Here is a 25,673-nt window from a genome sequence, read left to right as displayed (position 1 = left end):
ACATCCTTAAAATGCAATACAGTAAAAATAATCGAAGTCCTAGCTCTCTTTGACTATTTTTATCACAGAGAGCAATATCATTACGAAAGTTCCAATAAAATAGAAAATAAAATCATAACACAATCTATTCTTTTTTAACTTTACAATAAGATAGCAAAATAGGATTAACAAAGACATCCGCTCAGTTAGCGTATTAATACCGTGCTAACTGTTAGCTTAAAGAATGACCAAGTAGAATTGTAACATTATGTTATCTATTCGCATTGGAATTTTGTTAATTTTAAATCATACGGATAAGATATGCATATAGTTAAAATGGTGTTTATATTTATGAAAAGATAATAGAGTTAAGGCTACGAGTATGACTGCATTATTTCGGTGGTTGTGCTCGCTTGTTTCCGCTGTTTCTCAAGCAAGTTATTTGTTCAATACATTAGATGGGCGTTGTGGGGAAATATAAGTAGGAATATTTCAAAAATAAAAAGAGCGCAGTAGTATCTGCGCTCTAAACCAAAATTATTTCAAGAGAAATTAAGACTAATCCTATAACTATTGGATAAAATCTATGTTACCGTCTTAAGCAAGTATAAGTGGACGCATAACGAAGTATACTAATATGAAAGGTATCATTACAGCTAGCCAAAATACTTTATTTGCAAGTGCTTCTCCTTTATGTGAAGCGATTACGACCCTCAAGCCTAGTAGAATGTGGATTAGTAATGCTAACACCCCCAAGCCATAGTGCACTATCAGCCTCACATTAAAAGGATCTAGTAGTAAGCCAGGTGCGAAGGTTAGCCATTCCCAGTTAGTGTCAATGGATAGAAAGCTTCTTCCTAGGCCAATCACAGCTGTAACGTGTGAAAGTAAGAACACCATGATCAGAAGGCCCGTAGCAAGTTGAGTTGTACGATACCCATCACTTGCGTGGTTCAAGTGTCTTGATAGAAGTATTAAGCCTGAGATTACTTGAAATGCAAAAATAGCGAGCAATGTTACTTCAACAAATGGTGCTCTGTAATAGTTTCTCAAAGCTTCCATCAATTCAATGTGTGTATCTCCTCCCCAGTTTGCAGAAAGATGGTTTACAAGGTGAGCTCCAATAAAGGCGATAAGTATCAGTGAGCTTATACCATGTGAGATCCTTAACATTGGCGATGCCAGCTTTGAATTTGGTTCTCCGAATGCTTTGAACTTGAGGAAGGCGATGGCGGCTATTATCCAAAATGAATAGTAAACAACTAGCTCCGAAGTTGAGCCCATACCAAGCATGTATAGGACAACACCGATAAGCGTAAATAATGAAGGGACTATAGCTCCGAGCAGAACAAAATGTCGTTGAGAAGCTACTGTACGTGTTATAGCTTTTTCCTTTCTAAGTTGGATGGATAAGTATAGTGAATAGAGGGGAGTTGCAAATGCCATAGCCATTGCCATGAGTGAGAGCCATCGACCAATTTCACCGATATTACCTAAGTAAAAGGCTTTCAAAAACCAAGGGTAGAGCAGAATAAGTATTACAAAAGTATAAATTGATATGGGTAATGTACGCATGGGTTAGTTCTCCAAATAAACTAGCCCACATTTTAGAGAGGAGTTAGTTACCTATATAGATCTAATTCTTGTCAGAAATTTAGAACCACTTTTATCATTTAGTAGGAGGTACTGTGTTTTTATCACTTAATTTAAAGCTAGGTAAGGTAACAACAAAAAGCCTTTATGCTGCAATTCGACAAGCAATTCAAGAAGGAAGGTTACAAGAGAATGAAAAGTTACCTTCTACTCGCTTGTTGTCTAAACAGCTAGGCATTGCAAGAAATTCGGTGATTTCTGTCTATGAGAGAATGTCGTTTGAAGGGTGGATAGTACAGAAAGTGGGCTCTGGAACTTATGTTAACTCTAACTCAAAGCTCTCTCCGAATAGTGTTGTTAAAAAAGAGAATAAACAAGCGTATGACTTAGGATATTGGGGGAAGAATCTACAAAATGCTCCGCATATAATCGAAGCAAAAAACTTGAAGTACGACTTTACACTAGGTCTCCCTGAGCATAAAAATCTTGCTAAGCATGTTTGGAAGCATTCGCGGCTAAGCCGATTGAACATGCTCACACCTGAATTTGCTCTCAATAATGACCCTTTGGGGCAATCCTGCTTAAGGCATTCCATCTGTGAATATGTAAGGCATTCCCGAGGTGTCTACTGCGAACCTGAACATATTATTATCACGCAAGGCTGTCAGCAAGCACTTATGATGGTACTTATGACGCTGTTAAATCCAGATAAGTTAGTCTCCATGGAAGACCCTGGTTATCCGGTTTTTCACCAACAGGCCCAGTTATTAGGCGCAAACATCGGTTATGCTCAAATGGATGGTAATGGCATTGTTGTGGATACTATTCCTCCCGACACTAATGTCCTATATACCACTCCAAGTCATCAGTTTCCTTTAGGATTTGCGTACTCTAAAAAGAGAAAAATGGAGTTACTTAGGTGGGCAAAACAACAGAAAGCGATAATCGTAGAAGATGATTATGACTCGGAGTATCATTATCAAAATACACATAAACAAGCACTAAAATCGTTAGATAAGGAAGACAGGGTTGTTATGGTCGGTAGCTTTTCTAAAGTACTATTCCCTGGAATAAGGCTTGGGTACATTATTCCTCCCGTACATTTAGTTGAGCCACTATCTCGCATGTTATGGCACTTTGGTAGAAGTCCATCTGTGGTTTCTCAAATTATACTAGATGAATTTATGCGTGATGGCCATTTTAGTTATCATTTGGTCAATATGAACAAAGTATATAAAGAAAGGTACCAGCATTTATGCTATTTGATGGATAAAGTAACGTTTCTGAAGAGGATTCCTAGTGAGGGAGGATTGCATCTAGCCGCTGAAGTCACAGGTTGCAGCGTAGAGCTATCTAAAAAGCTAGAAAAACTAGGTGTGGCGGTTTATCCAGTATCTAACTTTTCTTATGGCCGTAAAAGTAATGTCGTTTTATTCGGATTTGGTAAAATATCTACTGAAGATATGGACCACGCATTTTCAATTATTCACTCACTTGAATGATATTAGCAATTTTACCTTAACCCGCAGTAAGATGAGGCCGAGGTATTATTCGCAAAACGGGATAGTAGCTTAATCTGTTTTTACATAAATCTTTAGTGTACCGTAAGTACTGCAAGCGAAGTATTGTCGTAGCCACCAGTATGGCTTTAACCTGCGTTGTGACCTGTACCGGCTTTCAAGTTATGATCATCTACGATGATTGAGATTTAGGGAGGGTGTGAAATAAGCAAGTGAACATGATCTTGTTCGCCATATATTTCAATAAGTGCACACAGTCAGACTAAACGAATTACTTAATTGTTGAACCTATCGACAATCATTCTCTTCTTGGTGGAGCCTTAGCTTGTTGCTTGCGACTACTTTCTATCGAAGCACCAAAACATCGTTCTCAAAAATATACACTATCAAAATCAGGATACTTCGCGATATTGGGTTACATCAAATTTCACGTCATGAAATTGAGTGCTTGATGAAGCATTATTATGTTAATTATTTTTTGGATTAGTGGTGGGTATTGTCAGTAAGCAAGGTGAGGGTTTCCTTGCTTACTAATTTTACTTTTTAGCACATACGCTCATAGGTGTTGTGATGGAGCAAGGCTGTCAAATTACCCTTGCCATATTTTTGTTTGGCAGTTTCTTCTTGGTGATTGATTATCTGATCGTATGTTGGTCTAGTAACCTGGCGAAAAATACCGACAGGCACAGGAAACTCGGGATAGCATAGGTTAGCTAAAGCATATGCATATTGAGTAGTATCTTCCTTCGGTGAATGGATCAAAGGAGGACATACATCGACGTTTGTTACTTGAAATCCAAATCCTTTCCCGACTAGCATTTTAGAATTCTCTTTACCAAAAATTAGAGGTTCGTTCTCTTTTAGGTAAAGCAAATTTTCTTGTTTCTTTGAAGGCCCATTGTAAGGGTCATGTACTTTATCATTAAAAATAATACAGTTTTGCAAAACTTCAATTACAGCTGTACCTGAATGAGCTGCCGCAGCTTCGAACACCATTGCCATATGGGTAGGGTCATTGTCTGAGGTTCGAGCCAAAAAAGTTGCTCCAGCTGAGGCCGCAATTGCTAAGGGCTTTAATGCTACATCAGGAGAGCCTCCTGGGCTTGACTTCGATACAAAGCCTTGTTCACTAGTCGGCGAATACTGCCCTTTAGTAAGCCCATAGACTGCGTTATTAAAAAGCAAAATTTTGATATCTTGATTTCTTCTGATTGCGTGAATAAAGTGATTCCCTCCGATACTTAAGGCATCACCATCACCTGTAACTACCCACACGTCCAATTCTGGGTTAGTTGCCTTTACGCCTGTTGCAATTGCAGGCGCTCGACCATGAATGGTATGAAATCCATATGTATCGAGATAGTAAGGAAAACGAGAGGAGCAACCTATTCCTGAAATAAAGACAGTATTTTCCCTTGTTTTTTCCAGTTTAGCTAGAACAGATTGCATTGTTTTCAGTACATTGAAGTCACCGCATCCTCGGCACCATTTTATCTCTACATCTGATGAGAAGTCTTTACGGTTTAATTTACGCGTTAACATTTTGTATAGCCTCTACATGGTGCACGATTGAGTTAACTACATCTTGTACTTTAAATGGTTGTCCTGTTACTTGGGTTACACTATGGATCTGAGCTGAGTATTGCGAGCGCAGAACTTTTACTAATTGTTCGTTATTGAGTTCGAACACGAGAACATGCTCAAAGTTAAGAATAATCTCCTGTAGATTAACAGGGAATGGATTCAAGTATTTTAAGTGTATATGGGCCACATGTACCCCTTGTTCGCGCGCATGTTTTATTGCAGTTTTAACGGAGCCATGGGTTCCTCCCCAGCTAACAACTAATAGCGAGTCAGTATAGTTACCAGTTAATTGTTGCTCCGGAATGAAATTGCGAATGTTAGCTACTTTTTCTGCGCGTTCGTTTGTCATGCGTTGATGATTATCTGGATCGTGAGATGGCTCTCCGGTTATAGAGCTCTTTTCTAAACCACCTATCCGATGCATTTTCCCGGAGGTTCCTGGCACAACCCATTCGCGGCTCATATATATGTTATCACGCTGATATGGAAAAAATGGTTTAACATCGCATATCTCTGCCTTCGTAGAGATTTCAATTTGCTCTGGATTAGGAACTCGCCAAGATTCAGAACCATTTGCTAGATAGCCATCACTAAGTAAAATTACGGGTGTCATAAACGTTGTTGCTATACGACAGGCCTCTAGGGCAGTATCAAAGCAATCAGCAGGAGAGGCGGCAGCAAGTACTGGTATCGGTGAGTCTCCATTTCTTCCGTAAATAGATAAGAGCAGATCGGATTGTTCTGTTTTCGTCGGTAGGCCGGTTGACGGACCACCACGCTGCACATTGATAACAACGAGTGGCAACTCTGCCATGACTGCCAGGTTTATAGTTTCTGTCTTCAAGCATAAGCCCGGACCGGATGTTGAGGTTGCTCCTAAGGCTCCTGCATACGATGCTCCAAGAGCTGCACATGCTGCGGCTATCTCATCTTCGGCTTGAAAAGTTTTCACACCAAAATGTTGATAATTAGATAACATATGCAGAATATCTGACGCAGGGGTAATAGGGTAAGAGCCCAAGAATAATTGTCGTTGTAGCTTTTCCGCTGCGCAAATTAATCCCAAAGATAATGCTTCATTACCAGATACTGTTCGATACAAGCCTCGTCTTTCTATCACTGGGGATACCTGAAAGCTCTCCCCAAAGACCTCTGTAGTTTCAGCATAATTAAAGCCCGACTTTAGCGCTAGAATATTGGCGTCCATTACTTCTTTATTATTAGCAAACTTTTTTTCTAGCCAAGTAACCATTGATTCTAGCGGGCGACTATAAATCCAAAATACGACCCCTAACATAAAGAAATTTTTACTTCGCTTAACTACCTTAGACGGTATTTTTAGCTCACTAAGAGCCTGAATGGTCAAACGCGTAAAGTTATCGCTGATAACTCTATACTTCGATAAGTTACCATTTGATAACGGATCAGAGTCATAACCTGCTAACTCCAGGTGTTTTTTACTAAAACCATCCAAGTCGAGCAATGCGAGTCCGCCAATGGATAGTTGCGATATTTTACTCTTTAGTGCTGCGGCATTGAGAGCTATGAGCACAGAAAATTCATCTCCAGGAGTAAATACCTCAGTCGAGGAAAATTGTAATTGGAAAGCAGATACTCCAGAAGTGGTACCTGCCGGAGCTCTTATCTCCGCAGGATAGTCGGGTAGCGTCATCACATCGTTACCTTGTAGTGATGAATTTTCAGAAAAACGTTCGCCAAGTAGTTGAATGCCGTCTCCAGAGTCACCTGCGAAACAAATTACTTCGCTTTTAAGTTGAATTGCTGTCATTTAAACCTCTGATTGCATATGGTCACCAATGTGTTGCGTATCTACTAAGTAAGTAACAGCACAAAAGTATAGCTTTATGTAATGTGATTATTTTTGATTGATGAAAGTAAGCTCTGATTGAGGTCCGTCCCCCCGAAATACAAGAAATGGTAGGAAGATTAGAACTGACATCGGTATACTAAGGAACATAATTAATGACAAAAACCTATTTGTGGTAATATTTAATGTGAACTTTATTCACAGATATTAGGTGTGTATGGATAAGCTAAGTTTAATAAAGTTGTTTGTATCAGTTGTTGAGGGCGGTAGTTTCACTGCTGTGGCAAATAAATCAGGTCAATCACCGTCAACGATAAGTAAAGGGATTACTCGATTAGAACAAAACCTAGGAGTTCGCCTTGTTCATCGCACAACTCGCCAGTTTCAGCTTACAGAAGCTGGTTTAAAATATCTTGATACAGCGAAGGAGGTCATCGCTTTATTGGAAAGCACAGAAGAGCAGTTGGCGCTTAGTAGACTATCACCTTCGGGTACTTTAAAAATTTCTCTTCCGTTATCATTTGGTCAATATTACGTCGCCCCACTTATCCCTGAGTTTTGCCAAAAGTATCCAGAAGTTAAGCTTGACCTCAGCTTTTCTGATGAATATACAGATATAGTTGATAGCGGTATGGATATAGCTATTCGAAGTGGTAAGTTAAATGACAGCAACTTAATTGCAAGGCGTTTATGCCCCATTGACATGGGTATGTTCGCCAGCCCTCAATATCTAAGGGAGTTCGGTTGGCCTGATTCGCCGGATAGCCTTCGCCAACATCGTTGGATTTTATATCGGTTTAGGCAATCCGGGCGTTTACTGAATTTAGTTATGACTCTTAACGGGGAAGTTCAACGTATCGAACCTTATCATCAAGTGACCGTTGATAACGGATATGTTATGGCTACGCTCGCAAGTTTGGGCGCTGGGATCGCCTTCATGCCACACTATCTTGCTAGAAATCTAGTTCGTGAAGGAAAGCTTACCCTTGTATCTAAACCTCAAAGAACAGAAGAGCAAGCTGTTTATATATACTATCCTAGCCGTGACTTTGTGCCTGCTAAAGTTAAGGTGTTCATCGAATTTATTGTTCATAAACTTGAAGAGCAAGGTGAAACAATTAACAGTAGTTGGATGAACAAAGGAATAGAATCATTAGAAGATGAGGTGTAATACTAGGTAAGTGGCAAACGAGCCACAAAAATAAATAACAGGAAGGTTTGTGAGGCTTATTGTTCGATGATGTGCTATGAATCAAAAATATTCGTTGAATGACCATTATTAAGCAATAAAAGTAGAGTCTGAAAACCGTTGGGAAATTTGTCAAAGTCTCAGGATTATTTATAGAGTATTCTTCGATTGGCAGTGACTTCTGTCTTGACCTAAGGACAGTACGAGCAAGATGAAAAGCCCTAAACATAAGTAAAGGGCGTCAGGTTATATAGTAATAAAATAACTAATGTATAGGGAGCTTCAACAGGGGAAATGTACAAGCTGAACTTTACAATATTAAAATTAATAGAAGCGAGCTTTGGCACTTCTGGATATGAAATCGATATGTGGTATATAGCGACCCATCCCTATTCCTAAATGGATGCCTTTAATTCCCTCATTTAGGGGGCTATTCATATAACCATTTATAACCCCTGAATTTCTTGTTGCGCAGCCTAGGGCAAACTCCAAAACTTCCGCTCCCCTTTCTTCTCTGCTGCACATTGACAAAAATGAGTCCGTAATATTAATACCATTAATCTCTATGTTCACAATTTGATTGTGCTTTACATCTACAAAACCACCGCCTTTAGCTGCTTCCTTTTGCCAAAGTCTCATCATTGGCATATGAACTTTTGCTTCTTCTTTTGAGTACAAGTGCAGCACACTATCAAATACAAATCGCCCTTCAGCACTAAAACTCGAACGAGGGCATGTCTGGTTAAATATCGCAGCTTCGAGGAGCTCACTGACTGTGTATAGCCAACCTGGGGTTAAGTATTCATCATTATTTGCGATTTCAATCTGCTCATTAATATGCAATTTTAATTTATCACCACACGCACTGATAACCTCACACCTATCCGATGAGAAAAAACGCTCATAAGCGATTTTTCTTCGCGTGATACTATCCAGAAAGTTAGTATCTAATAGCGCATCAATGGTGTAATGTTCCTCTGATTCAGAGCACATGAATTTGTTGAGAATGATATTAAGAGTTATCGAATCAATGTCTTCTCTATTCAAAAAGTGTTGGGAGTTATGTGGATGACAAAGCATGACTAAAGCATCGTTATGGATAGGTCGATGATTATACTCTTCTCCTTCGAAACCTAGCTTTCTCACATACTGTAACGTACTTTGAGAGTCGGAGATAAACAATAGATCTTTGGACATAATTTTTGTAATAAGTTTTTCATAATTCATATATAAACCTTCCGTTTTAATTAAAAAGAAAAAAGGCACTGAATTATCAGTGCCTTAAGAGATTAAAACAAAGAAATGAAGCACCTTTACCAGTATTGCTGCATGTTCTTAGCTCGATCTGACTTTGAAAATGTTTTTACCGTTTTAGGTTTCTTAATGATTTTCATATAACGTCCTTTTAGTATTGGATGAACATTTATTGCCTGATTGTTAGGCAAGTAAAAGGTAGCATTATAGAACTTTGATATTAATTAATTTATTGAAATTTGTGATCAACTATCTCACAAAAATTAATTTTATCTGTATTTGATTAAAGTTATTTATTTGTTTTATTTGTAATATTCAACTGGCGTATTTTTTAATTAAATAATAGATATTCAGTTTAAAAAACATCTATGCCATGTTTATAAGTAATACCCACTAAGAGGGAACATTTGGAAGCAATGGCACGCTTTTATGGCAATATGATTAACCTGTTATTTATATAATGTGCACAACATGCTCAATTAGACGTCTATTAGCTTGTTAGAGTTGAGATGAGCTGACATGTTGGAAAATAAATCATACTGATGATTCTGAGATTAAAAGCGCTAACTCAACATACGAAAGGAGAACTATATGGAATACGATACTATCTGGTTACGTCTAGGTTTTTTTGTCTCCGTACTGTTGCTTTGCACATTATGGGAAAACTATTTACGAAGAAAACCGCTTACAGTTAATCGCTCGTATCGCTGGCTCAACAACCTTACATTAGTAGCTTTAAATAGTGCTATCATTGCAGTTGTGATGCCTATTGCAGCTTTCCAAGCTGCTATTCTCGTCCATGAGAACCAGTGGGGGCTTCTTAATCTTCTTTCTTTACCCACCTGGCTCAACATTCTATTTTCAGTTCTATTACTCGATCTTATCATTTATCTACAACACCTTGTCTTTCATAAAACGAAGCTTTTGTGGAAAATTCACCGTGTACATCATGCAGATTTAGATATAGATGTGACGACAGGAATACGTTTTCATCCGCTCGAAATCGTTATCTCTATGGGCGTTAAAATAGCTGCAATCTTCATATTGGGCGTTTCACCAGTTGCAATTGTTGTATTTGAGATAGTACTAAACGCAAGTGCCATGTTTAATCACAGTAATGCAAAGCTGGCCCTTCCTCTCGATTCAAAGTTACGTAAGATTTTTGTAACACCGGATGTACATCGTGTACATCATTCTATAACTGTCAAAGAAACACACTCTAATTTTGGTTTCTTCCTTTCTATATGGGATAGGTTTTTCGGGACTTATCGTTCTCAGCCTGAATTAGGTCATGATGGTGTTGTTATTGGCGTACCAGAAATTCGCGATCAACGAGAACAAAGATTAGATAAGATGATGACACAACCATTTCGTTATTAATAAGATTATCTTTAGATGTATTTGATAGAATTCAGCGTGAGCATGGAAGCCAATCATGAACAAATTAATGATAATATCGGGCATATCACTGTTATCTACCTTTATAGGGTATTCCATTTATAAGGCCACGTTTTCAGCTAAAGCAGTTGTATTAGTGGAGAACGAACAAAAGAAAAAATTTCTGGAGTATGCCTATCCAGAACATTTTATTTCTGCAGCTTCATTGCGACTGCTGATGGAAGAGAATAACGATGTCATCGTGATAGGCACTCTGAACCCTATAGCAATTAATGAACCTATCAGTGGGTCTCATACTTTATGGCGTAACCAGTACTCGTCTTCAGAAGAGGCTTATGGTTTTGAAGGGATGCGTAGCTTCCCCGAAGATATGATAAGGCTACTGAGTAGCTTTGGAGCTACACCAGAAAGTACGATTGTGGTCTATGCTGCAAACTCTCATCATGATGCTGCCCGTCTCTATTGGCAGATTCATAACCTTGGACATGGAGATATTCGATATCTTGACGGTGGATTGAATGCATGGAAAGGCGCAGGATATCCGACTGGAACAGAAAAAGCAGTAGTCTCGGCACAGACATACACTCCGCTGGACGACTTACCTGAGAATAATACGTTGGCGACTCTCGATATGGTTGTCACCGCACAAAATGACCCGGAATGGGTGATTATAGATACTCGAAGCGAAGCTGAATTTAAAGGAGAACGCTCAATACAAGGGGCATATGGGGTAGGTGCTATACCAAATAGTATCCATATAAATTGGACCGAAGCTCTTAATGAGGATACATCATTAAAGTCTAAAGCAGAGTTAAAAGCTATATATGGCGATATCATTCAAGAAAAGAACGTCATAGTTTATTGTCACTCAGGTGTTCGCTCTGCCCATACAACAATGGTACTTAGTGAGATATTAAATGCAAAGTCTGTATACAATTACGATGGGTCTTGGATAGAGTACAGTCATGCTTATTATGAAGACAAAAATCCAAAGGTTGAGGTGATTAATAATAAAAATATTCCATAAAACGTTTATCACTATGTTCGAGCCAGTATCACATCTAGGTAAATGTTATCACGTTCAACAAAGGGCTTAATACCTAATTAACAATCAAACCTTGTGTATAACTTCAATCAAGGCAAGAAATTGTGTGTCGCCTAGAAAAGATGAGGATTAGATGGATCATACCCATAAACCATTGTTAGATTAAACTCTATGCTGTCATCTTGAGTATTTAATTATTTGTGTTTTTTATCCAACAGGGATACTTTTCATTGAAAAAGAGCTCTGCACACCTTATTTCCGACACGCATTTAATAAGCATTAAGTTGCTCAATAGAGCCCTTTGCATTTAGGATCATTCCTATTTATCTTGATGAAAACGAGAGCTTACTTCCGATTAAATGATTTCTCAAACGTTCACTCGTTACTTCTAATTCTTTATTAACGTTTTTAGAAGCAGTGCCTTCCAGAGAGAAAAAGTGCAAGTTCTCTAATCCTATGACACCTAACACATCTTTAATGTAAGGTATGAAATAGTCTGGTTGATAAGAGTTTTCCCCGGAAAATCGGCCTCCTGAGGAAGTGAGGATATACACAGGTTTATTTTCAAGTAAGGCATGCTTACCTGTTGGGCTGATATAAAACGTTTTCCCTGCACGAACCACATGATCAATCCAGCACTTTAATCCAGATGGTAATGAAAAGTTATGAATAGGAGAGGTGATGATTACTAAATCAGACCAAACAAGATCTGCAATAAGCTTGTTCGATAAAGCTAAACTTCCTTTAGATTCACATCTCATTAATTCTGGGGTACACAACGCTTCTGAATAGTCGGAATCTACATGAGGCAAATCCATGACATTTTGTTCTACTATGTCGTTCTCAGCCTCCTGGGCTACATAGTTAATTATAATATTAGCTAAATCATAAGTTGAAGATTCTCGCTGCTTAGGACTACCATTAACTAACAATATACGCATGTTTAATATTTACTCCTACGTTAAAGATTAATATCGACTTGCTTTAACAATACTGGGTTTATCTGTACTTGAGATGCATTTAGAGAGGTATCCTTGACGCCTCCAAATCATATCTTCATATAGCATTTCAAAGTCATTGGGGAGTGACTGCACAATAGATGAGTGCTTAATAAGCTTCTCTCGCCACCTTAATAGATGAGGGTGCGCTTCATCATCATAAATCGGGGTGTAAGCCTCTATGGTGTTTAGTCGTATGAATAGCGGTGCAAATGCAATATCGACCAACGACAGTTCTATGCTATTGAAGTAAGTGGTTTCACCTAGAACATTTTCGATTTCTTTAAGCTTTGTGAGCAAGTTTTGTCGAACATCAGAGAACTCCTCAACAGTTTTCACTGTTGTGAGAGATAGCACATCGAAGAAGCAGGCTGAGCTAAACTCAACCCAACTTCGACTGCGTGCTCTCTTTATTGGATCCAAAGGCATTAGCTTATTCGGTAGCAGATCGTCTATGAGTTCATTAATGACTGCTGACTCAAAGATAATATGCTCTTCGTTTACCAATAATACTGGTACTTTTTTACGTGGGGACAAAGCCAAAAACCAATTAGGTGGATAAGAAAGATCGATAAATTGGCAATCAAATGAGGCTTTATTATGGATTAAAGTAATCAGCGCTCGCTGTACAAAGGGACATAACTGAGAACCTATGAGCTGAAAACGCATGTCAGAGTTTTCCGAAGAATTAATTGAGTATGTTGATTTTTGAGTGGAATAGTCATTCGTCAGTTGCATATAATACTAATTGCTTTATGGTTGATTTGTAAGTATAAAATCTGTGAGCTTTACATATTGATGTCACCAATAATGGCTCTAACCTCAAGGTATATGTCATTACACATCCCACTTTAAAAAGCTGTGCGCATTGAGATGTAAGGAAATTACTATCTTTGTACTTTTTTGTGGGATAAATGACAAAAATGTAAGTATACCAAATGGCTTTAGATAATTGATAACCGATATACTAAAGAAAATGGTCTTGTGAAAGAACAGTTTATAATTCAATTTAGTTTTGAATTATTTTCACTGATGAACGCCAGAAGTTTTGGGAACGGAGTTGAGCGACTAACATTACTAACGAGGTGAAGTACGACAAACAAAAAGCGCAGTATCCGTCCTCCTGAATTTAAAACAAAAACTCTTAATTGCTGAAAAAGTTGATGTGGCCGCTGCAGTTAGATAGTTATCTCTGCATGAGTGTCAGATCTATGGCAGGCGTAAAGTTGAAATGAAAAATCCCGCACTATTAAATCGGAAAATGAATCTTCAGCCGAGGAGAGAATTTCAAAAGGAAGTTGGCTGAAAAGTCAGAAATCGTAGAAGGCTTCCATCTACCTTGCGAAGAATCTTAAGTAAGTTGCTAGGAGTTTATTAGATAAGTACTTTACAGTCGTTGATCCCAAACCAAACTTGGACGAGTAATATCACCTAAAAGCCTTAATCTAAGATAGTTCCTATTTTATTTTTATGGGGAATAAAGAAAATCTGGATGATGAAACTTTTGACCAAAATTGAAATAATTGTTCAGGATATTAACCAGCGGCCTTGCATCAAAGTTTGCTGTTTTTTGTATACAAGGCAAGTATTCCTCGGGTTGGACTAAAACGCTGATTTAGATTCTATATGTTGTTCAACAGAGTATTCTGGTGATCTAATTAAAATAGACTTACTTGATGACAATTATGATATTTTAGATCTTTTTTAACGTGTATATCCAATTTTTGATAAACAAGAGTAGACCTTTAAGTGCATAAGGCGGAAAAAGAAGATTTCGAAATATGCTGATGATCTCTCATGAAGCAATTTTTAGTATTTGGCTGAGTTATTCAGCTTGGTATTTTATCTGATAATTATTTTATCTGATAATTTAGTAGGATTGGTGGTAAGAATAAATCTTACGTTTGTTGTTATAGGATAGATCTGTCATGGTGCCTCTATTTATTCTAATGAGCATGTGGTTAGTAGTATTTCTGGTAGGGTTAGTTTTAAAACCATCGGTTTACAAGGTGCGGTTTATGTTACTCGTTATCAATTTGACTTTTCTGCTCTGCGTTGTTTACTTTTTGTTTGGATAGTCTACCGCAATGCCTACAGTGTTTATTGAATAGCCACCGAGTCAATAAACACTAGTTAGTCTAACTAAAAGGTGTCTATCAAGTCAATAAACACTAGTTAGTCTGCCTAAAAGGTGTCTATCAAGTCGGTGGCTATTCAAAAGCTCAAATGAACTCAGGTTTACGCTTGCATAGACAAAAGCCATAAAGGTACACCAAGCAACCAGGCTGAAACAAGAATACCAATGCCCATCAAATGAATTATCCGAACAATAAAGGCAATCATTTTGGTTCCACTTGATTAAGTTTACAGAGCGTTACACCCTTAGCTGAATCTTTGACTACGGACGCAGTATGTGTGAAGGCTATCGTTTGATGGTCCAATGTGTTTAAGTTGTACTTGAACAGAAATTGGAGTTCCTTATCTTCCACTAGCTTTACAAAATCATTCAATAACGCCAGTGATGATTGATGGTCTTTGCATAACGAAAGCGAATCTGACCAATCATTTAATACCGGTGTTCCTTGCGCATTGACAATCAATGTGAACTTATTTCCGTTATCACTGGTGATGGTCTTCTTTTTATAAGTAAGGTCAATTGCATTGGGTTTCGAAGTCGGTTCAGATAAAGGCTTTTCTATCTGAGAGAAGTTATATTGTAGAGTTTTAGGTTTAACGATACTTTCAACCGATGACTCGGTTTTGCCTTGATAAGTAGCCAGAATGCCATGAGAACCATCAGGTAGATCAACATCAATTGATTTTCCGTGCCCCACTAGCTTACCATTGATGTACCATTCGGCTTCAACATTAGAATTCAGTTTTATTGGGATAGATTCAAATCCAAATAGTTTATTGAGCTGAAAGTAGATTTCTTTGTTAAACAAGGGTTGAGCGCTGTAAGTAACCTCGTAGCTAAGCTTTCCATACATATCTAAAACCGCGCTTTTCACTTCATAGTGTTCAAATGTGCTATTTGAGCCTAAAAACATGTGATCATTAATGATTTGCTCTTTGATGTACGGTTTGCTGCTTGATAAACAACTGGGTATCGACTGGCTTTTAAGACAATCACGAGTGCCTTGAAACGTACCAGAAACTGTGCTTTTTTCAATGTCTGATTGAATTCGATTTACGACAGATGTTAACAGTGTTCTCTTATCTGCATCATACTTCTTACGTTCATTTTCTAGAGCCGTAAACTTTTCTTTCAGTTTTCTGTATTCGGTATCTAGATTATCAAATTCATCGAGCGATTGAGAAAGGTGATTTTTCTTGTTGATGGTTTCTCTTAATTCGTCTAATACGCTTTGAGCATCTCCTGACAGTTCAATCGTGAGAATTTTGTTTTGCAAGTATGTCTCTATTTGACGTAGGTCTTCACTAGTATTGGTATATTCCCACACTCTAGAGGTATGTAGAGATAAGTCACTATTTAATAGCTTGATCTTTTCATGATACGCATGCTTTTTTTCTACGAGACTCAGTTGTGCCTTCTCCGATTCTGTCAAAAGCTCAATGTCTGAGGCATGTGCTGGCAACACAATCGAACTTAATAATGAGAAAGTAAGTGTGGTTTTTGTAATTTTCATCAGTTTCATTGATGACTTCCTACTGTTTTATTGTGCTTATTTTTATTCATTTTAGTTTAATAGAGTATCCAAATATGGAGGTTGCTCAAGTGTTGTTGGGTTAAAGATTCTTAGTTTACTTATCGCTAAATAATACTTGATAGAGACTTTCATGCCAATATGTTAATGAGAAAAACATTTGCCCCAACAAGACAAAGGGCGTGCGATAAGAATATTCCTATTTTTCTTTTTTTGTTTTTTTGTTTCTGAATTTAAGAATTGTCTTATAATTTTTTTTTAAGAAAAATACGATTATCTAACTGCTTTGAAAAGTTCGACTTTGATAAGTATGGCTCAATATCAATATGCCATTTCATTTATTAATTTTAAAAGAGTTAATTGTTAGTCTAACTAATATCAAAATCTAGGAAGAAAAGATGAACTTAAGAAAAACAGCATTACTAGCAACTATCGTTGCAGCGGGCATGGGTACAGCAAGTATTGTAAATGCAGCTACAGCAACTGCCGTATGGACTGGTATAGTGCCTTCAAATACCCCAGATGACGAGCTGGTTATTACAGGCCAAGGCGGTAGTACTGGCGATTTGAGTGGCATGATTATTGCGAATGCGGATGGTACGTTTGAGTCTGATCCTGTAGTTATGGAAGCACGTGCTAACGACGCAGCGACTCCAGGAGCGCCAGCTATTCCTGGAGATTTGGTTGACGCTCAGTGGACCGTTAATGATGTTGCTGTTCGATACGATAACAAGATTCTTTCTGATGCTGTAACTGTAGTTCGTATTAATGGTACAGACGTTGAAATGGGTGGTGATGCCGGTACTGCACAAGTGATTTCTGCACAGATCCTACAAACCAAGTCTCTAGAACTAGCAGACATTGAAAACGCCGATATTCGTGCTTCGTTGACAATGATGGCAACGAAAATCTAAGCCAAATACTGATTAATTTTTGCCGAGCTCAATCGGATTTCCGTTGGCTCGGCATTTTGAGATAGGTGACAAAAACGTGCGTTTTCTTTACTTGAAACTAATTCTTTTTTGCCCCGCGCTGTCAGTATCTGCTTTTGAGATGGAAACTCTAAGAGTTTCTACTGTTATTGATATTAACGAACTTTACACTGAGTCTATTGAAAGTGCTCAGTTCCATCCGAGTAATCTTGTTTTAGAAGCAGAAACGGATGGCTCTCGTTTTAAGACTTCTTCGTCACTGTTGCGAATTCAAACAACAATCCCGATGTATGTTTCTGGTATCTCATATTCTTTAACGTTAAACAAGAATAAGACTTTGTGTGAAGACGAGGCCGGTAATCCACCTGTTGAGCAGCCCGGTTTTACATCGGTTAGTGTTGATGACGATGTAATGTTAGTCGGAGCTTCTAAGTCTTTTAGCGACTTTAATGGTGATGATGGGTTGTATAAAATATCCGAGCATAATGTCGAATTCCAATTTAAAAAGTTTGCTGACATAAACACTAGTGAAGAGCCTGAAAAGTGTAATGGAGAAATTGAGTTTAGTGTTGGAGTTGATATTTAATGAAGGGTAACAAGCAAATGTTATGGATTTGCTTCGCTTTATCTTTTTCTGGTAACGCGTCTGCAAATATCTATCCAGAAGGTTTTGAAGAGTTCTTTTCTTTTATTGAAAAAAGAGTCAAACTCCGAAACCTCGATGGTACGTATACTCATGTAGTGCCGTTAGAGGTTAAGTTTGATGAAGTAAAGCTGGATCCTAATAATACGGCAGCTGTTCAACAGGTTAAGCAGTATTTATTGGACAATTCGGTCTCTGAAAATAATGTTTCTATCATTTTGAGTTCTCTATTGGAAGGGGTTAGTGAGGAAGGTCTTTGCGCTGGAAATAAAAAAACTTGTAGTTTACAGCCAACTCACTTTCAGTGGGTACAAAACTTTAATGAAAACGAGCTTTACCTTTTCGTTGCACCAAGTGTTCTTGACTACTCTTACTATAGTGAAGATAGAAGCTATCACAATCCTTTGAGTATTGATAATGGCCTAATAAACTCGTTTGATTTATATGCTAATAGATATTCTAATCAAGATGCCTCTATTTCTTTTAATAACGTATCGACGTTAGGTTTGCCCTATGGTTATCTAAAAGCCGACTTTAGCTTAGCAAATAACGGCAACTCGGAACTTTTCGATGCATCTTATCATGCTGATATAGAATCTTTTGCGTTTAAAGCGGGTACTTTTCAGTACGCGCCGAATGTTAATTCTACCGGGTTTTTAAATTCAGGTTATCGCTTTCCTCATCATGGTGTTTATTTTGGTAGCTCTAAAAACTTATTAGTGGGAGGAGAGCGAAGTGATAAGTCAATAAGCTTTTATGCACCAAGAAGTGGTAATGTAGAAGTTTATAGAGATGGGCGTCTAATCTATCAACGAAGTATTAAAGAAGGTCATAACACGCTCAGTTATCAAGATTTACCTTCAGGCCGTTATGAGATTACTGTCCATGTTGTGAACAATGGTGAGGTTGTTGATCGTCAAACTTACCAAATTTATAACACGAGTAATGACTCGTTGAAGGCTGGTGATATAGATTATTTAATTTCTAGTGGCGTGTTTTCTGGAAGTTATTACGACTACGATGACCAAAATGAGATGGAAGGCGAAGCTTTTGGTAAAGGTTTGCTATCTTATCGTCCTTTTGACCCTCTGCTCTTAGGGGTTAGCGGTCTACTTAGTAATGAAGCGTCGATGTTATCATCTGGTGCTAGCTTGTATTGGCTTCAGACCGGGTTGAGTAGTGAGCTCACTTATAGCGTATTTGATGATGCTGATTACCTGAGCGCAAACCTAGGCTTGGGGAGCGTCAACATTGCATATGAAAAGCTAAATAATGAAGAACACAACCCTTTGGCAAGCTTCTTGTTTGGATATGATAATTTTGAACGTTTATCACTCAATGGCTCTTATAATCTTGGTCGCGGGCGTTCGTTGTATGCGACATACACCTATGTCGATATGGAAAGCCTAGGAAATGGCGATTATTATATCGAACCGTATGATTATAGTACGGTTACTCTCGGTTTTTCCTCTCCTAGTATTATATCCTCGCTGCTGAATATTTATGCCGACTACAATGATTTAAGCGATGAAGTCTCAATGAATATTACTTGGTTAGTACCGCTTTCAGAAGAAGTGGAAGTCATCACGGGCATAAACCGTAGTCAAGGGGAGTTGACGCAGTTTTCAAACACGATCAGAAAAGAAAATCTTTGGAATATTGAAAATGTCGATAACTACATTGAGCTAGGCAACAGGTATGACCGTAAAGCAAATGAAAATTATCAGACAGCATCTCTAAACTTTAATGGTGACAACGACTTTGGTCGAATGAATATGCGCCTGTTTGCGTCGACCAATAGCTATTCTGGTTCTGGTGTTTCTCTAGGCTTGTCGAGTACTCAAGTCGTGACAGGAGAGGATGTGTATTTAACGAACAAAAGGGCTAATTCTTACGCAGTTATTGACGTTGACCACTTGAGAAATAACGAAGAGGATGTCGATACTAAGGGTTATGTTTCAGTTGAAATGGACGATAGGCAGAGTAGTAGGTTTGTGGCAACCCAAGATGAAACACTTATTCCTTTGACTGATTACAAGAGATATCAAACTAACTTCGATGCTGAAAGTGTTGAGTTACACAATAGTGGTGATGCTCAACTGAATACATTCTCTCACCCAGGAACTGTTGCCGTTTTAAATCCCCAAGTCAGTAAGGTTGTGTCATTTGTTAGTGCGTTTAATGATCTAAATGAACGTGCTGTTGAAGATGTTTCTTGTGAAGGTGATGGTTGCCTTAGTGTTTCTGAAATGACAGATGGCGTTTTTAAAGTCACCGTTCTTGAAGGGCTAGCGTTTGAGCTTACGTCTCAAGAAAACACGTGTTTGTTACCATATGAACTTAGTTCTTCTAATCAAATGAATTTTGGGAACAACTACTGCTTGCCGCTAGACGAGGAGGGGGCTACTCATTTGGTTACCTCTGAAGGTAAGGATTTGAAAATATACTTTTTAGGTGCCTTTAGTCCTACCCAAGATTTTCTGAATACAGTCGATGAACTTGAAGAACTCGGCTTTGAAGTTATCACTAAACCTGTTGGCGAGTTGAGTGCTGTATATATCTCAAATCAACCTGAAAAGTTTGATGAACTATTTTCAAATAGTAGGGAAGTAATAGATTCAGTTAAGGCTTTAGCGGCAACCCGCTATAAACTTGACTCTATAGCTTATACAGGAAACTAAAACCAAGGTGACGAATATGAAACCACTAGTGAAATTATCAGCCCTTAGCGCTCTAATGTTTATCGCGAAAAGTCATGCTTTTAATGTTGATAAAATGTTTGTTATTTCGGATGACAAAGGTAATGGTATTATTACGTTAACGAATAACCAAGAACGACCACTATTTATTAACTCTAATATTGAGGAAATAGATATTGATGGTACTGAAATTGTAAAGAAAACGTATACTAGAGAGAATGTAGATAGCTGGAAAATCTCGTTAACTAACTCTAAGTTTGTCCTTAATCCAGGAGAATCAAAAGATATTGGTATACGCAGTCTATGTCATAATACTAGTTGCGATACAACCCAGGATTTAACATTTCTTATTCCATTTGCTCCTAGCACCTATACTGAGGGTGGCTATCAAACTAGTGGTATAGAGGTTAATTATGGTTATTCTCCCGTTTTTGTTATTCCAACCAGTTCACCAAAGGTTGATTATGAAATAGAGAACCGAGGGTCCCAATTATGGGTAGATAATAATAGTAATACTCTAATTAATGTCTATGTCGATGCCTGTTCTGAAAGTAACGATAAATTTTGTAAACAGAGATATACATTAGTTGCCAATAGAGAGAAAGTCTTCGAGCTACCTAAAACGATGCAAGCTTCTAAGTTGGCGGTAACCGTAAGTACACATGACCGAGAATCCCAACGTCGTTTTGTCCTTGATAGAGAGCTTTAATCATGGGTAGACAAAATTACGCTTGGCTTCTTGGCGCAATAGGTCTGTTGTCTGGCAATTTGCACGCTGCAATTGATGTAAAAGGCGAGCTTGTAGGAAACTCATTCCGGTGGGATAACGTCACGCCTTCTGGCTCTGAGTTAGTTCCAAATTGGCAAACTCCACCATCGCTTAGGCCTACTCAACGCTGGGTGCCTGCCACTTTTAATGGCCCTCAGCCTAGCGTGTTGACATTACGAAGCACTAACGGGACAAGCGGAAATATTCCAATTTCAATTAGCGGAGTTGAATATAATACTACGGGCATCCCTTACACTGTTTCACCATCATCCATAGGGACAGGGTGTTCTATGGATAAAGTTAACCCGCCAGTGATCACCGTTCAAGGGCAAAATTGCGTGTCGGGGCAACAGCTTGAAACCTCGGTTCCTACAAGTCCATTTGTCTTCTTTCGTCCGGTGTTTAACATCCAACCGAATGACATTATTGATGCGCTTAAAGGGGAGCAAGCAGGATACTATACCGGAACTATACCTTTGAACTTTGTTTATAAGTTCTATGAAAGAGGAGTTCTCACGCAGCGTCTTGTAAATGATGTGCTTATAGTCAGCATTGATTACAGCCCGGCTATGATTGAAAATGTTGTTGTTCACGGTGACGGTAATATGGAGCCCCAATACGACAAAAAGGCCTATAGGATATCTGGCGAAACCCAATTTGATATCGATGTAACGGGTAGTTTCGTGAACGGCCTACGACTGAAAATGCCCTCGGATAAGTATGAGTTAGTAAACAGCACCGACTCCGCGATGACTATTCCTTATCAGATAACTTGCTCTAATTGTAATGTGATGGAGTTAGTTGATGAGCAGGGTAACTTAATAGTAGAAAACTCGACCATCGGCGAAGGTTCTGGTCCGACTAATTATTTAGAATTTTCTCTTAGCTTCAAGTACGATGTGGACGGAACTCAGCTCTCGTCTGGTACTTATAATGACGCTGTAACCATTTTAATAGAGCCTGGGATATAACATGAAAACAATCTTTTTATTGGGAGCAAGTGTTGCCATTAGCGGTAGCGTTTTTGCTGAAAACTCTTCCAAATGGAGTGCTACGGCCTCTCTGGGTGCTAGTTCTGTTTCTGAAGACTTAGCTGCAAATGAGTCTATGAGCTATCAGTTATTGCTCGGTTATCATTTTGCTCGACATATGGAGATTGAAGCGGGTTACGCTGATTATTTGGTGTTTAACGACGACTTTGATTACCGACCTGGCTTATTAAATATAAAAGCAAGCGCACCATTAAGTGATGTCGCTGGCTTTTACTTTGGTGCAGGCCTTGCTTACCAAGGCTCTCCTTCTCCTCTTGCTAAAGCAGGAATTGTCTATCAAGTAAGTGATAATTGGCATTTGGATGTAGGTTATCAACGAGTATTTGATGTAGAAGAGCTTGGGAATGATGACTTACATACATTTTTAATCGGTGGAGCATATAACTTTGGTGGCGGAACGACGTCTTTTGACGAGAAATTAGATACTCAACCAAGGCCTAGTGCTCAAGAGGAAATGGAGGATATAGAATACGTTAATGATTCGACTCCTAGCCTTGAACCAATACCAGCAGTTGAATGCCAAGAAACTACCGAAGAACATATCGTGAAAGAAGGTGAATATTTAATTGGTATTGCAGCTAAATATAACATGAAACTGCCTGATTTATTAGAGTTAAATAGTAAAGACTTTGGTGAGGGGCGTAACTTAGATCTAATATATCCAAAAGAAGTTCTTATAATTAAGAGTGTAAGTTGTAGTCAATAATTATAATTAGCATGCTAATAACCATTAGCATGCTAATTGAAAAGATACTAATGGGGTTTTATTATGCCCTGTTGGGTTTTATAAGCTTTAAAATTAATGGCGGGGGATAAAAATCAAGCTATTTTTCGTAAGGTTGATAAAAAGATCTCTATCTTGGTGATTTACGAAAGATGTCTACATAAGTGGCCGTTAAAGTTGTCGGCCATTCGCGAACTTAATCATAGTTTTAGTTTCGAGAAATACATCAAAAGAATCAGTTTCTAATTCTTTTGATAGATTACTTCCTTAAGTTTATAAGCACTGAAGCTCTCTGTAATTATGTTACAGGTAAACTATTATTTGCATAAAGTCATTTTTATTCTGATATTATTTTTATCTATATAACATTATCAGTTAGTAATATCACATTTCATTTTATATTTTCCAAATTTATCAATTGTTTTAATTTTTAAGATTACTCTCATTTTTATTTTCCTGCTGTTGTGACAAGATGTTTTCTGCCAAATGAAATTATTTGGTGTTTAACGGGAAGTTTCTTTTAAAGTAACTTATTTTAATAGTTAAACATATAAGAGACGTGGTTTATGACGGACTTTTGTATGTGTGAACAGGAACATTAGAAATGAAACACTTTATATTTACCTCTATTTTGATGCTCTCTACTGGTGCTATTGCACAAGGCTTTTACACTGACTCTGCGCAACCAAAGCCAGGTTTTTCGGGGCCAGTTGAAGGTATATCTACCGCTGAGCAAGTCCTCAATGCGGGTATGTTTAGTGACGATATGCCGGTTACCCTAACTGGAAATATCACATCTTCACTGGGGGGAGAAATGTATGTATTTGAAGATTCTTCAGGCAAAGTTACAGTCGAAATTGACCATGATAAATGGCTTGGTCAATCTGCTACACCTGACACCAAGGTTCAGCTCATCGGAGAGATAGATAAAAACATTTCTGGTGTAAAAGTCGATGTTGATGCGTTGAAAGTGCTATAACCAATCTTATCTTTGTTTTGGAATTACAATAAGCTAAATCATTAGTTTCTAATTATGGGCAATGCAGTTCTTAGCCAGCATTGCCCTTGTTATATTGTATCGACCATAACAATTTAAAAGGCATTGACGTGATATCGTCAATTAAACAGAGAACAAAGTACTAGCTAACAACAAAAAAACCTCACAGCGGCTAAGCTGTGAGGGGGGTAAGTCACTATAAAACTATTTTATTATAGTGGTTTCAGGTGAAATGTAGACGTAAATAAATGCAAGTTAAGATTAAAATATTTAAATTGCTGGTTAGATAGGAATTATCTTAAAAATGCAATAAATTTGTTCATTTAATCTATACTAGGGAATTGTCTGAGATGCGCTCAAACTCGCCAGCCGTAACCTGGCGAAAGTCATAAAAGCTTCCTCATTGCATAACCTTTTATTAAATTAGGTCACAAAGCTAAACTGTCAGGCAAACATCGGCTTTGGTGCCGAAATTGAATGAACTAAATTAGCATCTCATGATTAGATCAGGGGCATTCACTCAGTGACTTTGATTTCATGCCAAAGCCTCACTACAGAACCACTAACTAGCGCGAGTAAATAACTCCTTAGTCCCCCGAGGTTCAATCACGTTTTGGATTGACGAAGAAGCGATAACTGAGTTGGAACAATCTAAACATGGTAGGCCAAGATTGTTTATTGATCTCGCAATCACGACTGCTCTCATGGGAACGCACATTTTTCATTACCTTTATGTGTGTAGTGGTCAACTAAAAGGCTTTATCGACTTGCTTTTAGATTGGCGAACGTCCCATTGATTTTTCCCCACTATACTTGCATCAGTCGCCGAGCTAAGGATATAGAGGCTAGTTTCAAAGCCTCATTACGAGGTGCTATCCAACACCTAGCTATTGATGCCATTAGGCTTATACGGCGATGGCGAATCGAAAGTGTAAAATCAAGAACAGATGGTAAGCGTCGAGTCTGGCGCAAACTCCATCTTGCTGTTTATACTGACAGTCATGAAAGTATGGTTATCACAGACGTTCGTTGTCGGAGACGCTAGTATCGCGTAAAACAATTACTATGCTCTTCATTAACGCTCTGAAATAACAGCGCCTGCGTATTTTCATCCAAGCAGCTCACTCAATAACCAGATCTCCTTCATGTTAAAACGTAAGTATAGGTCAGGGGAAGCTCGGCATAGTGAAAGTGATGTGCTGCCATCCCTCAGTCTGGGAGTGTATGCTGTTATTGGCACATTCGCCTTTCTGTGGATTTGAGGTCACAACCGCTGCGAGCCCGAGACTCAAAGCTTTGCTTTCACCCGAAGGTCGATCGGTCGGTTACGGCGTCACATCTAAAGCGCTTGTGCAATCAACCTTTCATCCCTTAGCAGAGTCTGACTGTTAGTGAAAACGCCGCATTACTCTCCAGGTTAGGGGGCAGCCTCTCCATAGTGCTCGCGAGATTACTTCAACAAAACACACTGCCACTGTCTTCTATTTCCCACCTATCCAAAAAGCTCGCGTTTATCACAAAACTGAATAAGACAATTCCTAGTGACTTTGCTCTAGCCGGCTTCTAGGCTGTCACTTCCTGTCTTTTGGCTCTGTATGAGGAATAAAATGAGCATAAAACGTAATGTCCCGGCACTGGTCGTCTTGACTAGCTTGCTCGCCGCCTGTGGGGGCGAAGAGCAGACGTCTGAAACGAATTTTCCCACGCCTGAGCAACCCGCAGTTTTAAGCTTAAAAGATGCCAACTTAGTGTATACGCCTTCGGCTGAACATCACGAAGTGAATCTAAGCCAATATGTGAC

Annotated in this window: 19 protein-coding genes and 1 pseudogene; 13 read left to right on the top strand and 7 right to left on the bottom strand. The window is 38.4% G+C overall.

Features of this window, described 5'->3' with window-relative positions; genetic code table 11:
* Positions 1–576: 576 nt before the first annotated feature.
* Entirely contained in the window at positions 577–1,554 is a 978-nt protein-coding gene (locus tag R7Q09_RS23100) for a hypothetical protein (protein WP_318071257.1), read from the bottom strand.
* 113 nt (positions 1,555–1,667) lie between these two features.
* Between R7Q09_RS23100 and R7Q09_RS23095 the strand changes: the two genes are divergently transcribed.
* Positions 1,668–3,074, top strand: a complete 1,407-nt coding sequence (locus tag R7Q09_RS23095; RefSeq protein ID WP_042763231.1) for a PLP-dependent aminotransferase family protein — start codon at positions 1,668–1,670, stop codon at positions 3,072–3,074.
* Between the two features lie 561 nt (positions 3,075–3,635).
* Here R7Q09_RS23095 and R7Q09_RS23090 read toward each other — a convergent pair.
* Both R7Q09_RS23090 and R7Q09_RS23085 read right to left on the bottom strand, forming a co-directional pair.
* A complete protein-coding gene (locus R7Q09_RS23090; protein ID WP_318071258.1) occupies positions 3,636–4,634 on the bottom strand; it encodes a 2-oxoacid:ferredoxin oxidoreductase subunit beta in 999 nt (332 codons plus the stop codon).
* Positions 4,621–6,465, bottom strand: a complete 1,845-nt coding sequence (locus R7Q09_RS23085; protein ID WP_318071259.1) for a 2-oxoacid:acceptor oxidoreductase subunit alpha — start codon at positions 6,463–6,465, stop codon at positions 4,621–4,623. The genes R7Q09_RS23090 and R7Q09_RS23085 overlap by 14 nt, the downstream gene beginning before the upstream one ends.
* Before the next feature lie 256 nt (positions 6,466–6,721).
* Here R7Q09_RS23085 and R7Q09_RS23080 point away from each other — a divergent pair, with 256 nt between their 5' ends.
* A complete protein-coding gene (locus R7Q09_RS23080) occupies positions 6,722–7,675 on the top strand; it encodes a LysR family transcriptional regulator (RefSeq protein WP_042763235.1) in 954 nt (317 codons plus the stop codon).
* Positions 7,676–8,017: 342 nt separating this feature from the next.
* Here R7Q09_RS23080 and R7Q09_RS23075 read toward each other — a convergent pair whose 3' ends face one another.
* Entirely contained in the window at positions 8,018–8,920 is a 903-nt protein-coding gene (locus tag R7Q09_RS23075; protein ID WP_318071262.1) for a hypothetical protein, read from the bottom strand.
* A 618-nt stretch (positions 8,921–9,538) separates the two neighbouring features.
* Between R7Q09_RS23075 and R7Q09_RS23070 the strand changes: the two genes are divergently transcribed.
* Both R7Q09_RS23070 and R7Q09_RS23065 read left to right on the top strand, forming a co-directional pair.
* Complete coding sequence (locus tag R7Q09_RS23070; RefSeq protein WP_042763238.1) at positions 9,539–10,327, top strand: sterol desaturase family protein; 789 nt, start codon at positions 9,539–9,541, stop codon at positions 10,325–10,327.
* A 55-nt stretch (positions 10,328–10,382) separates the two neighbouring features.
* Entirely contained in the window at positions 10,383–11,372 is a 990-nt protein-coding gene (locus tag R7Q09_RS23065; RefSeq protein WP_273977961.1) for a sulfurtransferase, read from the top strand.
* Between the two features lie 341 nt (positions 11,373–11,713).
* Here the strand turns inward: R7Q09_RS23065 and R7Q09_RS23060 are convergent, their stop codons facing one another.
* The 3 genes from R7Q09_RS23060 to R7Q09_RS23050 all read right to left on the bottom strand — a co-directional run bounded on the left by R7Q09_RS23060 (position 11,714) and on the right by R7Q09_RS23050 (position 16,047).
* Positions 11,714–12,331 (bottom strand): FMN-dependent NADH-azoreductase, encoded by a 618-nt coding sequence (locus tag R7Q09_RS23060; protein WP_065646604.1) that lies wholly within the window; start codon positions 12,329–12,331, stop codon positions 11,714–11,716.
* Between the two features lie 27 nt (positions 12,332–12,358).
* Complete coding sequence (locus R7Q09_RS23055) at positions 12,359–13,126, bottom strand: glutathione S-transferase family protein (RefSeq protein WP_318071263.1); 768 nt, start codon at positions 13,124–13,126, stop codon at positions 12,359–12,361.
* Between the two features lie 1,601 nt (positions 13,127–14,727).
* Positions 14,728–16,047, bottom strand: coding sequence for a hypothetical protein (locus R7Q09_RS23050; RefSeq protein ID WP_318071264.1), 1,320 nt, complete (start codon positions 16,045–16,047; stop codon positions 14,728–14,730).
* Positions 16,048–16,454: 407 nt separating this feature from the next.
* Here R7Q09_RS23050 and R7Q09_RS23045 point away from each other — a divergent pair, with 407 nt between their 5' ends.
* From R7Q09_RS23045 to R7Q09_RS23005, 9 genes and pseudogenes are all read left to right on the top strand, one after another.
* On the top strand, positions 16,455–16,970 hold the full coding sequence (locus tag R7Q09_RS23045; RefSeq protein ID WP_318071265.1) for a hypothetical protein: 516 nt from the start codon (positions 16,455–16,457) through the stop codon (positions 16,968–16,970).
* A 76-nt stretch (positions 16,971–17,046) separates the two neighbouring features.
* Entirely contained in the window at positions 17,047–17,574 is a 528-nt protein-coding gene (locus R7Q09_RS23040) for a hypothetical protein (RefSeq protein WP_065646607.1), read from the top strand.
* Positions 17,574–20,312, top strand: coding sequence for a TcfC E-set like domain-containing protein (locus R7Q09_RS23035; RefSeq protein WP_318071267.1), 2,739 nt, complete (start codon positions 17,574–17,576; stop codon positions 20,310–20,312). Before R7Q09_RS23040 ends, R7Q09_RS23035 begins: the two co-directional genes overlap by 1 nt.
* Positions 20,313–20,328: 16 nt before the next feature.
* Entirely contained in the window at positions 20,329–21,039 is a 711-nt protein-coding gene (locus tag R7Q09_RS23030) for a hypothetical protein (protein WP_318071268.1), read from the top strand.
* 2 nt (positions 21,040–21,041) lie between these two features.
* The gene (locus R7Q09_RS23025; RefSeq protein ID WP_042763246.1) at positions 21,042–22,070 is read left to right on the top strand and encodes a hypothetical protein; all 1,029 of its coding nucleotides are present in this window, start codon (positions 21,042–21,044) and stop codon (positions 22,068–22,070) included.
* A gap of 1 nt (position 22,071) precedes the next feature.
* Positions 22,072–22,857 (top strand): LysM peptidoglycan-binding domain-containing protein, encoded by a 786-nt coding sequence (locus tag R7Q09_RS23020; RefSeq protein ID WP_318071270.1) that lies wholly within the window; start codon positions 22,072–22,074, stop codon positions 22,855–22,857.
* 622 nt (positions 22,858–23,479) lie between these two features.
* Entirely contained in the window at positions 23,480–23,854 is a 375-nt protein-coding gene (locus tag R7Q09_RS23015) for a NirD/YgiW/YdeI family stress tolerance protein (protein WP_318071271.1), read from the top strand.
* Positions 23,855–24,409: 555 nt separating this feature from the next.
* Positions 24,410–24,878 (top strand): annotated as a pseudogene (locus tag R7Q09_RS23010) (transposase); the annotation flags it as partial.
* Between the two features lie 601 nt (positions 24,879–25,479).
* Positions 25,480–25,673: hypothetical protein (locus R7Q09_RS23005; protein WP_318071272.1), on the top strand; the 194-nt coding region annotated here is incomplete at its 3' end.

This window comes from Vibrio sp. 2130-1, from assembly GCF_033339515.1.
This window is presented reverse-complemented; position numbering and strand designations above follow the sequence as displayed.

Bases quoted from the DNA above. Each gene is read 5' to 3' on its own strand.
- R7Q09_RS23100 (WP_318071257.1), bottom strand. From the start codon at position 1,554: ATGCGTACATTACCCATATCAATTTATACTTTTGTAATACTTATTCTG.
- R7Q09_RS23090 (WP_318071258.1), bottom strand. From the start codon at position 4,634: ATGTTAACGCGTAAATTAAACCGTAAAGACTTCTCATCAGATGTAGAG.
- R7Q09_RS23085 (WP_318071259.1), bottom strand. From the start codon at position 6,465: ATGACAGCAATTCAACTTAAAAGCGAAGTAATTTGTTTCGCAGGTGAC.
- R7Q09_RS23080 (WP_042763235.1), top strand. From the start codon at position 6,722: ATGGATAAGCTAAGTTTAATAAAGTTGTTTGTATCAGTTGTTGAGGGC.
- R7Q09_RS23075 (WP_318071262.1), bottom strand. From the start codon at position 8,920: ATGAATTATGAAAAACTTATTACAAAAATTATGTCCAAAGATCTATTG.
- R7Q09_RS23070 (WP_042763238.1), top strand. From the start codon at position 9,539: ATGGAATACGATACTATCTGGTTACGTCTAGGTTTTTTTGTCTCCGTA.
- R7Q09_RS23065 (WP_273977961.1), top strand. From the start codon at position 10,383: ATGAACAAATTAATGATAATATCGGGCATATCACTGTTATCTACCTTT.
- R7Q09_RS23060 (WP_065646604.1), bottom strand. From the start codon at position 12,331: ATGCGTATATTGTTAGTTAATGGTAGTCCTAAGCAGCGAGAATCTTCA.
- R7Q09_RS23055 (WP_318071263.1), bottom strand. From the start codon at position 13,126: ATGCAACTGACGAATGACTATTCCACTCAAAAATCAACATACTCAATT.
- R7Q09_RS23050 (WP_318071264.1), bottom strand. From the start codon at position 16,047: ATGAAACTGATGAAAATTACAAAAACCACACTTACTTTCTCATTATTA.
- R7Q09_RS23045 (WP_318071265.1), top strand. From the start codon at position 16,455: ATGAACTTAAGAAAAACAGCATTACTAGCAACTATCGTTGCAGCGGGC.
- R7Q09_RS23035 (WP_318071267.1), top strand. From the start codon at position 17,574: ATGAAGGGTAACAAGCAAATGTTATGGATTTGCTTCGCTTTATCTTTT.
- R7Q09_RS23030 (WP_318071268.1), top strand. From the start codon at position 20,329: ATGAAACCACTAGTGAAATTATCAGCCCTTAGCGCTCTAATGTTTATC.
- R7Q09_RS23025 (WP_042763246.1), top strand. From the start codon at position 21,042: ATGGGTAGACAAAATTACGCTTGGCTTCTTGGCGCAATAGGTCTGTTG.
- R7Q09_RS23020 (WP_318071270.1), top strand. From the start codon at position 22,072: ATGAAAACAATCTTTTTATTGGGAGCAAGTGTTGCCATTAGCGGTAGC.
- R7Q09_RS23015 (WP_318071271.1), top strand. From the start codon at position 23,480: ATGAAACACTTTATATTTACCTCTATTTTGATGCTCTCTACTGGTGCT.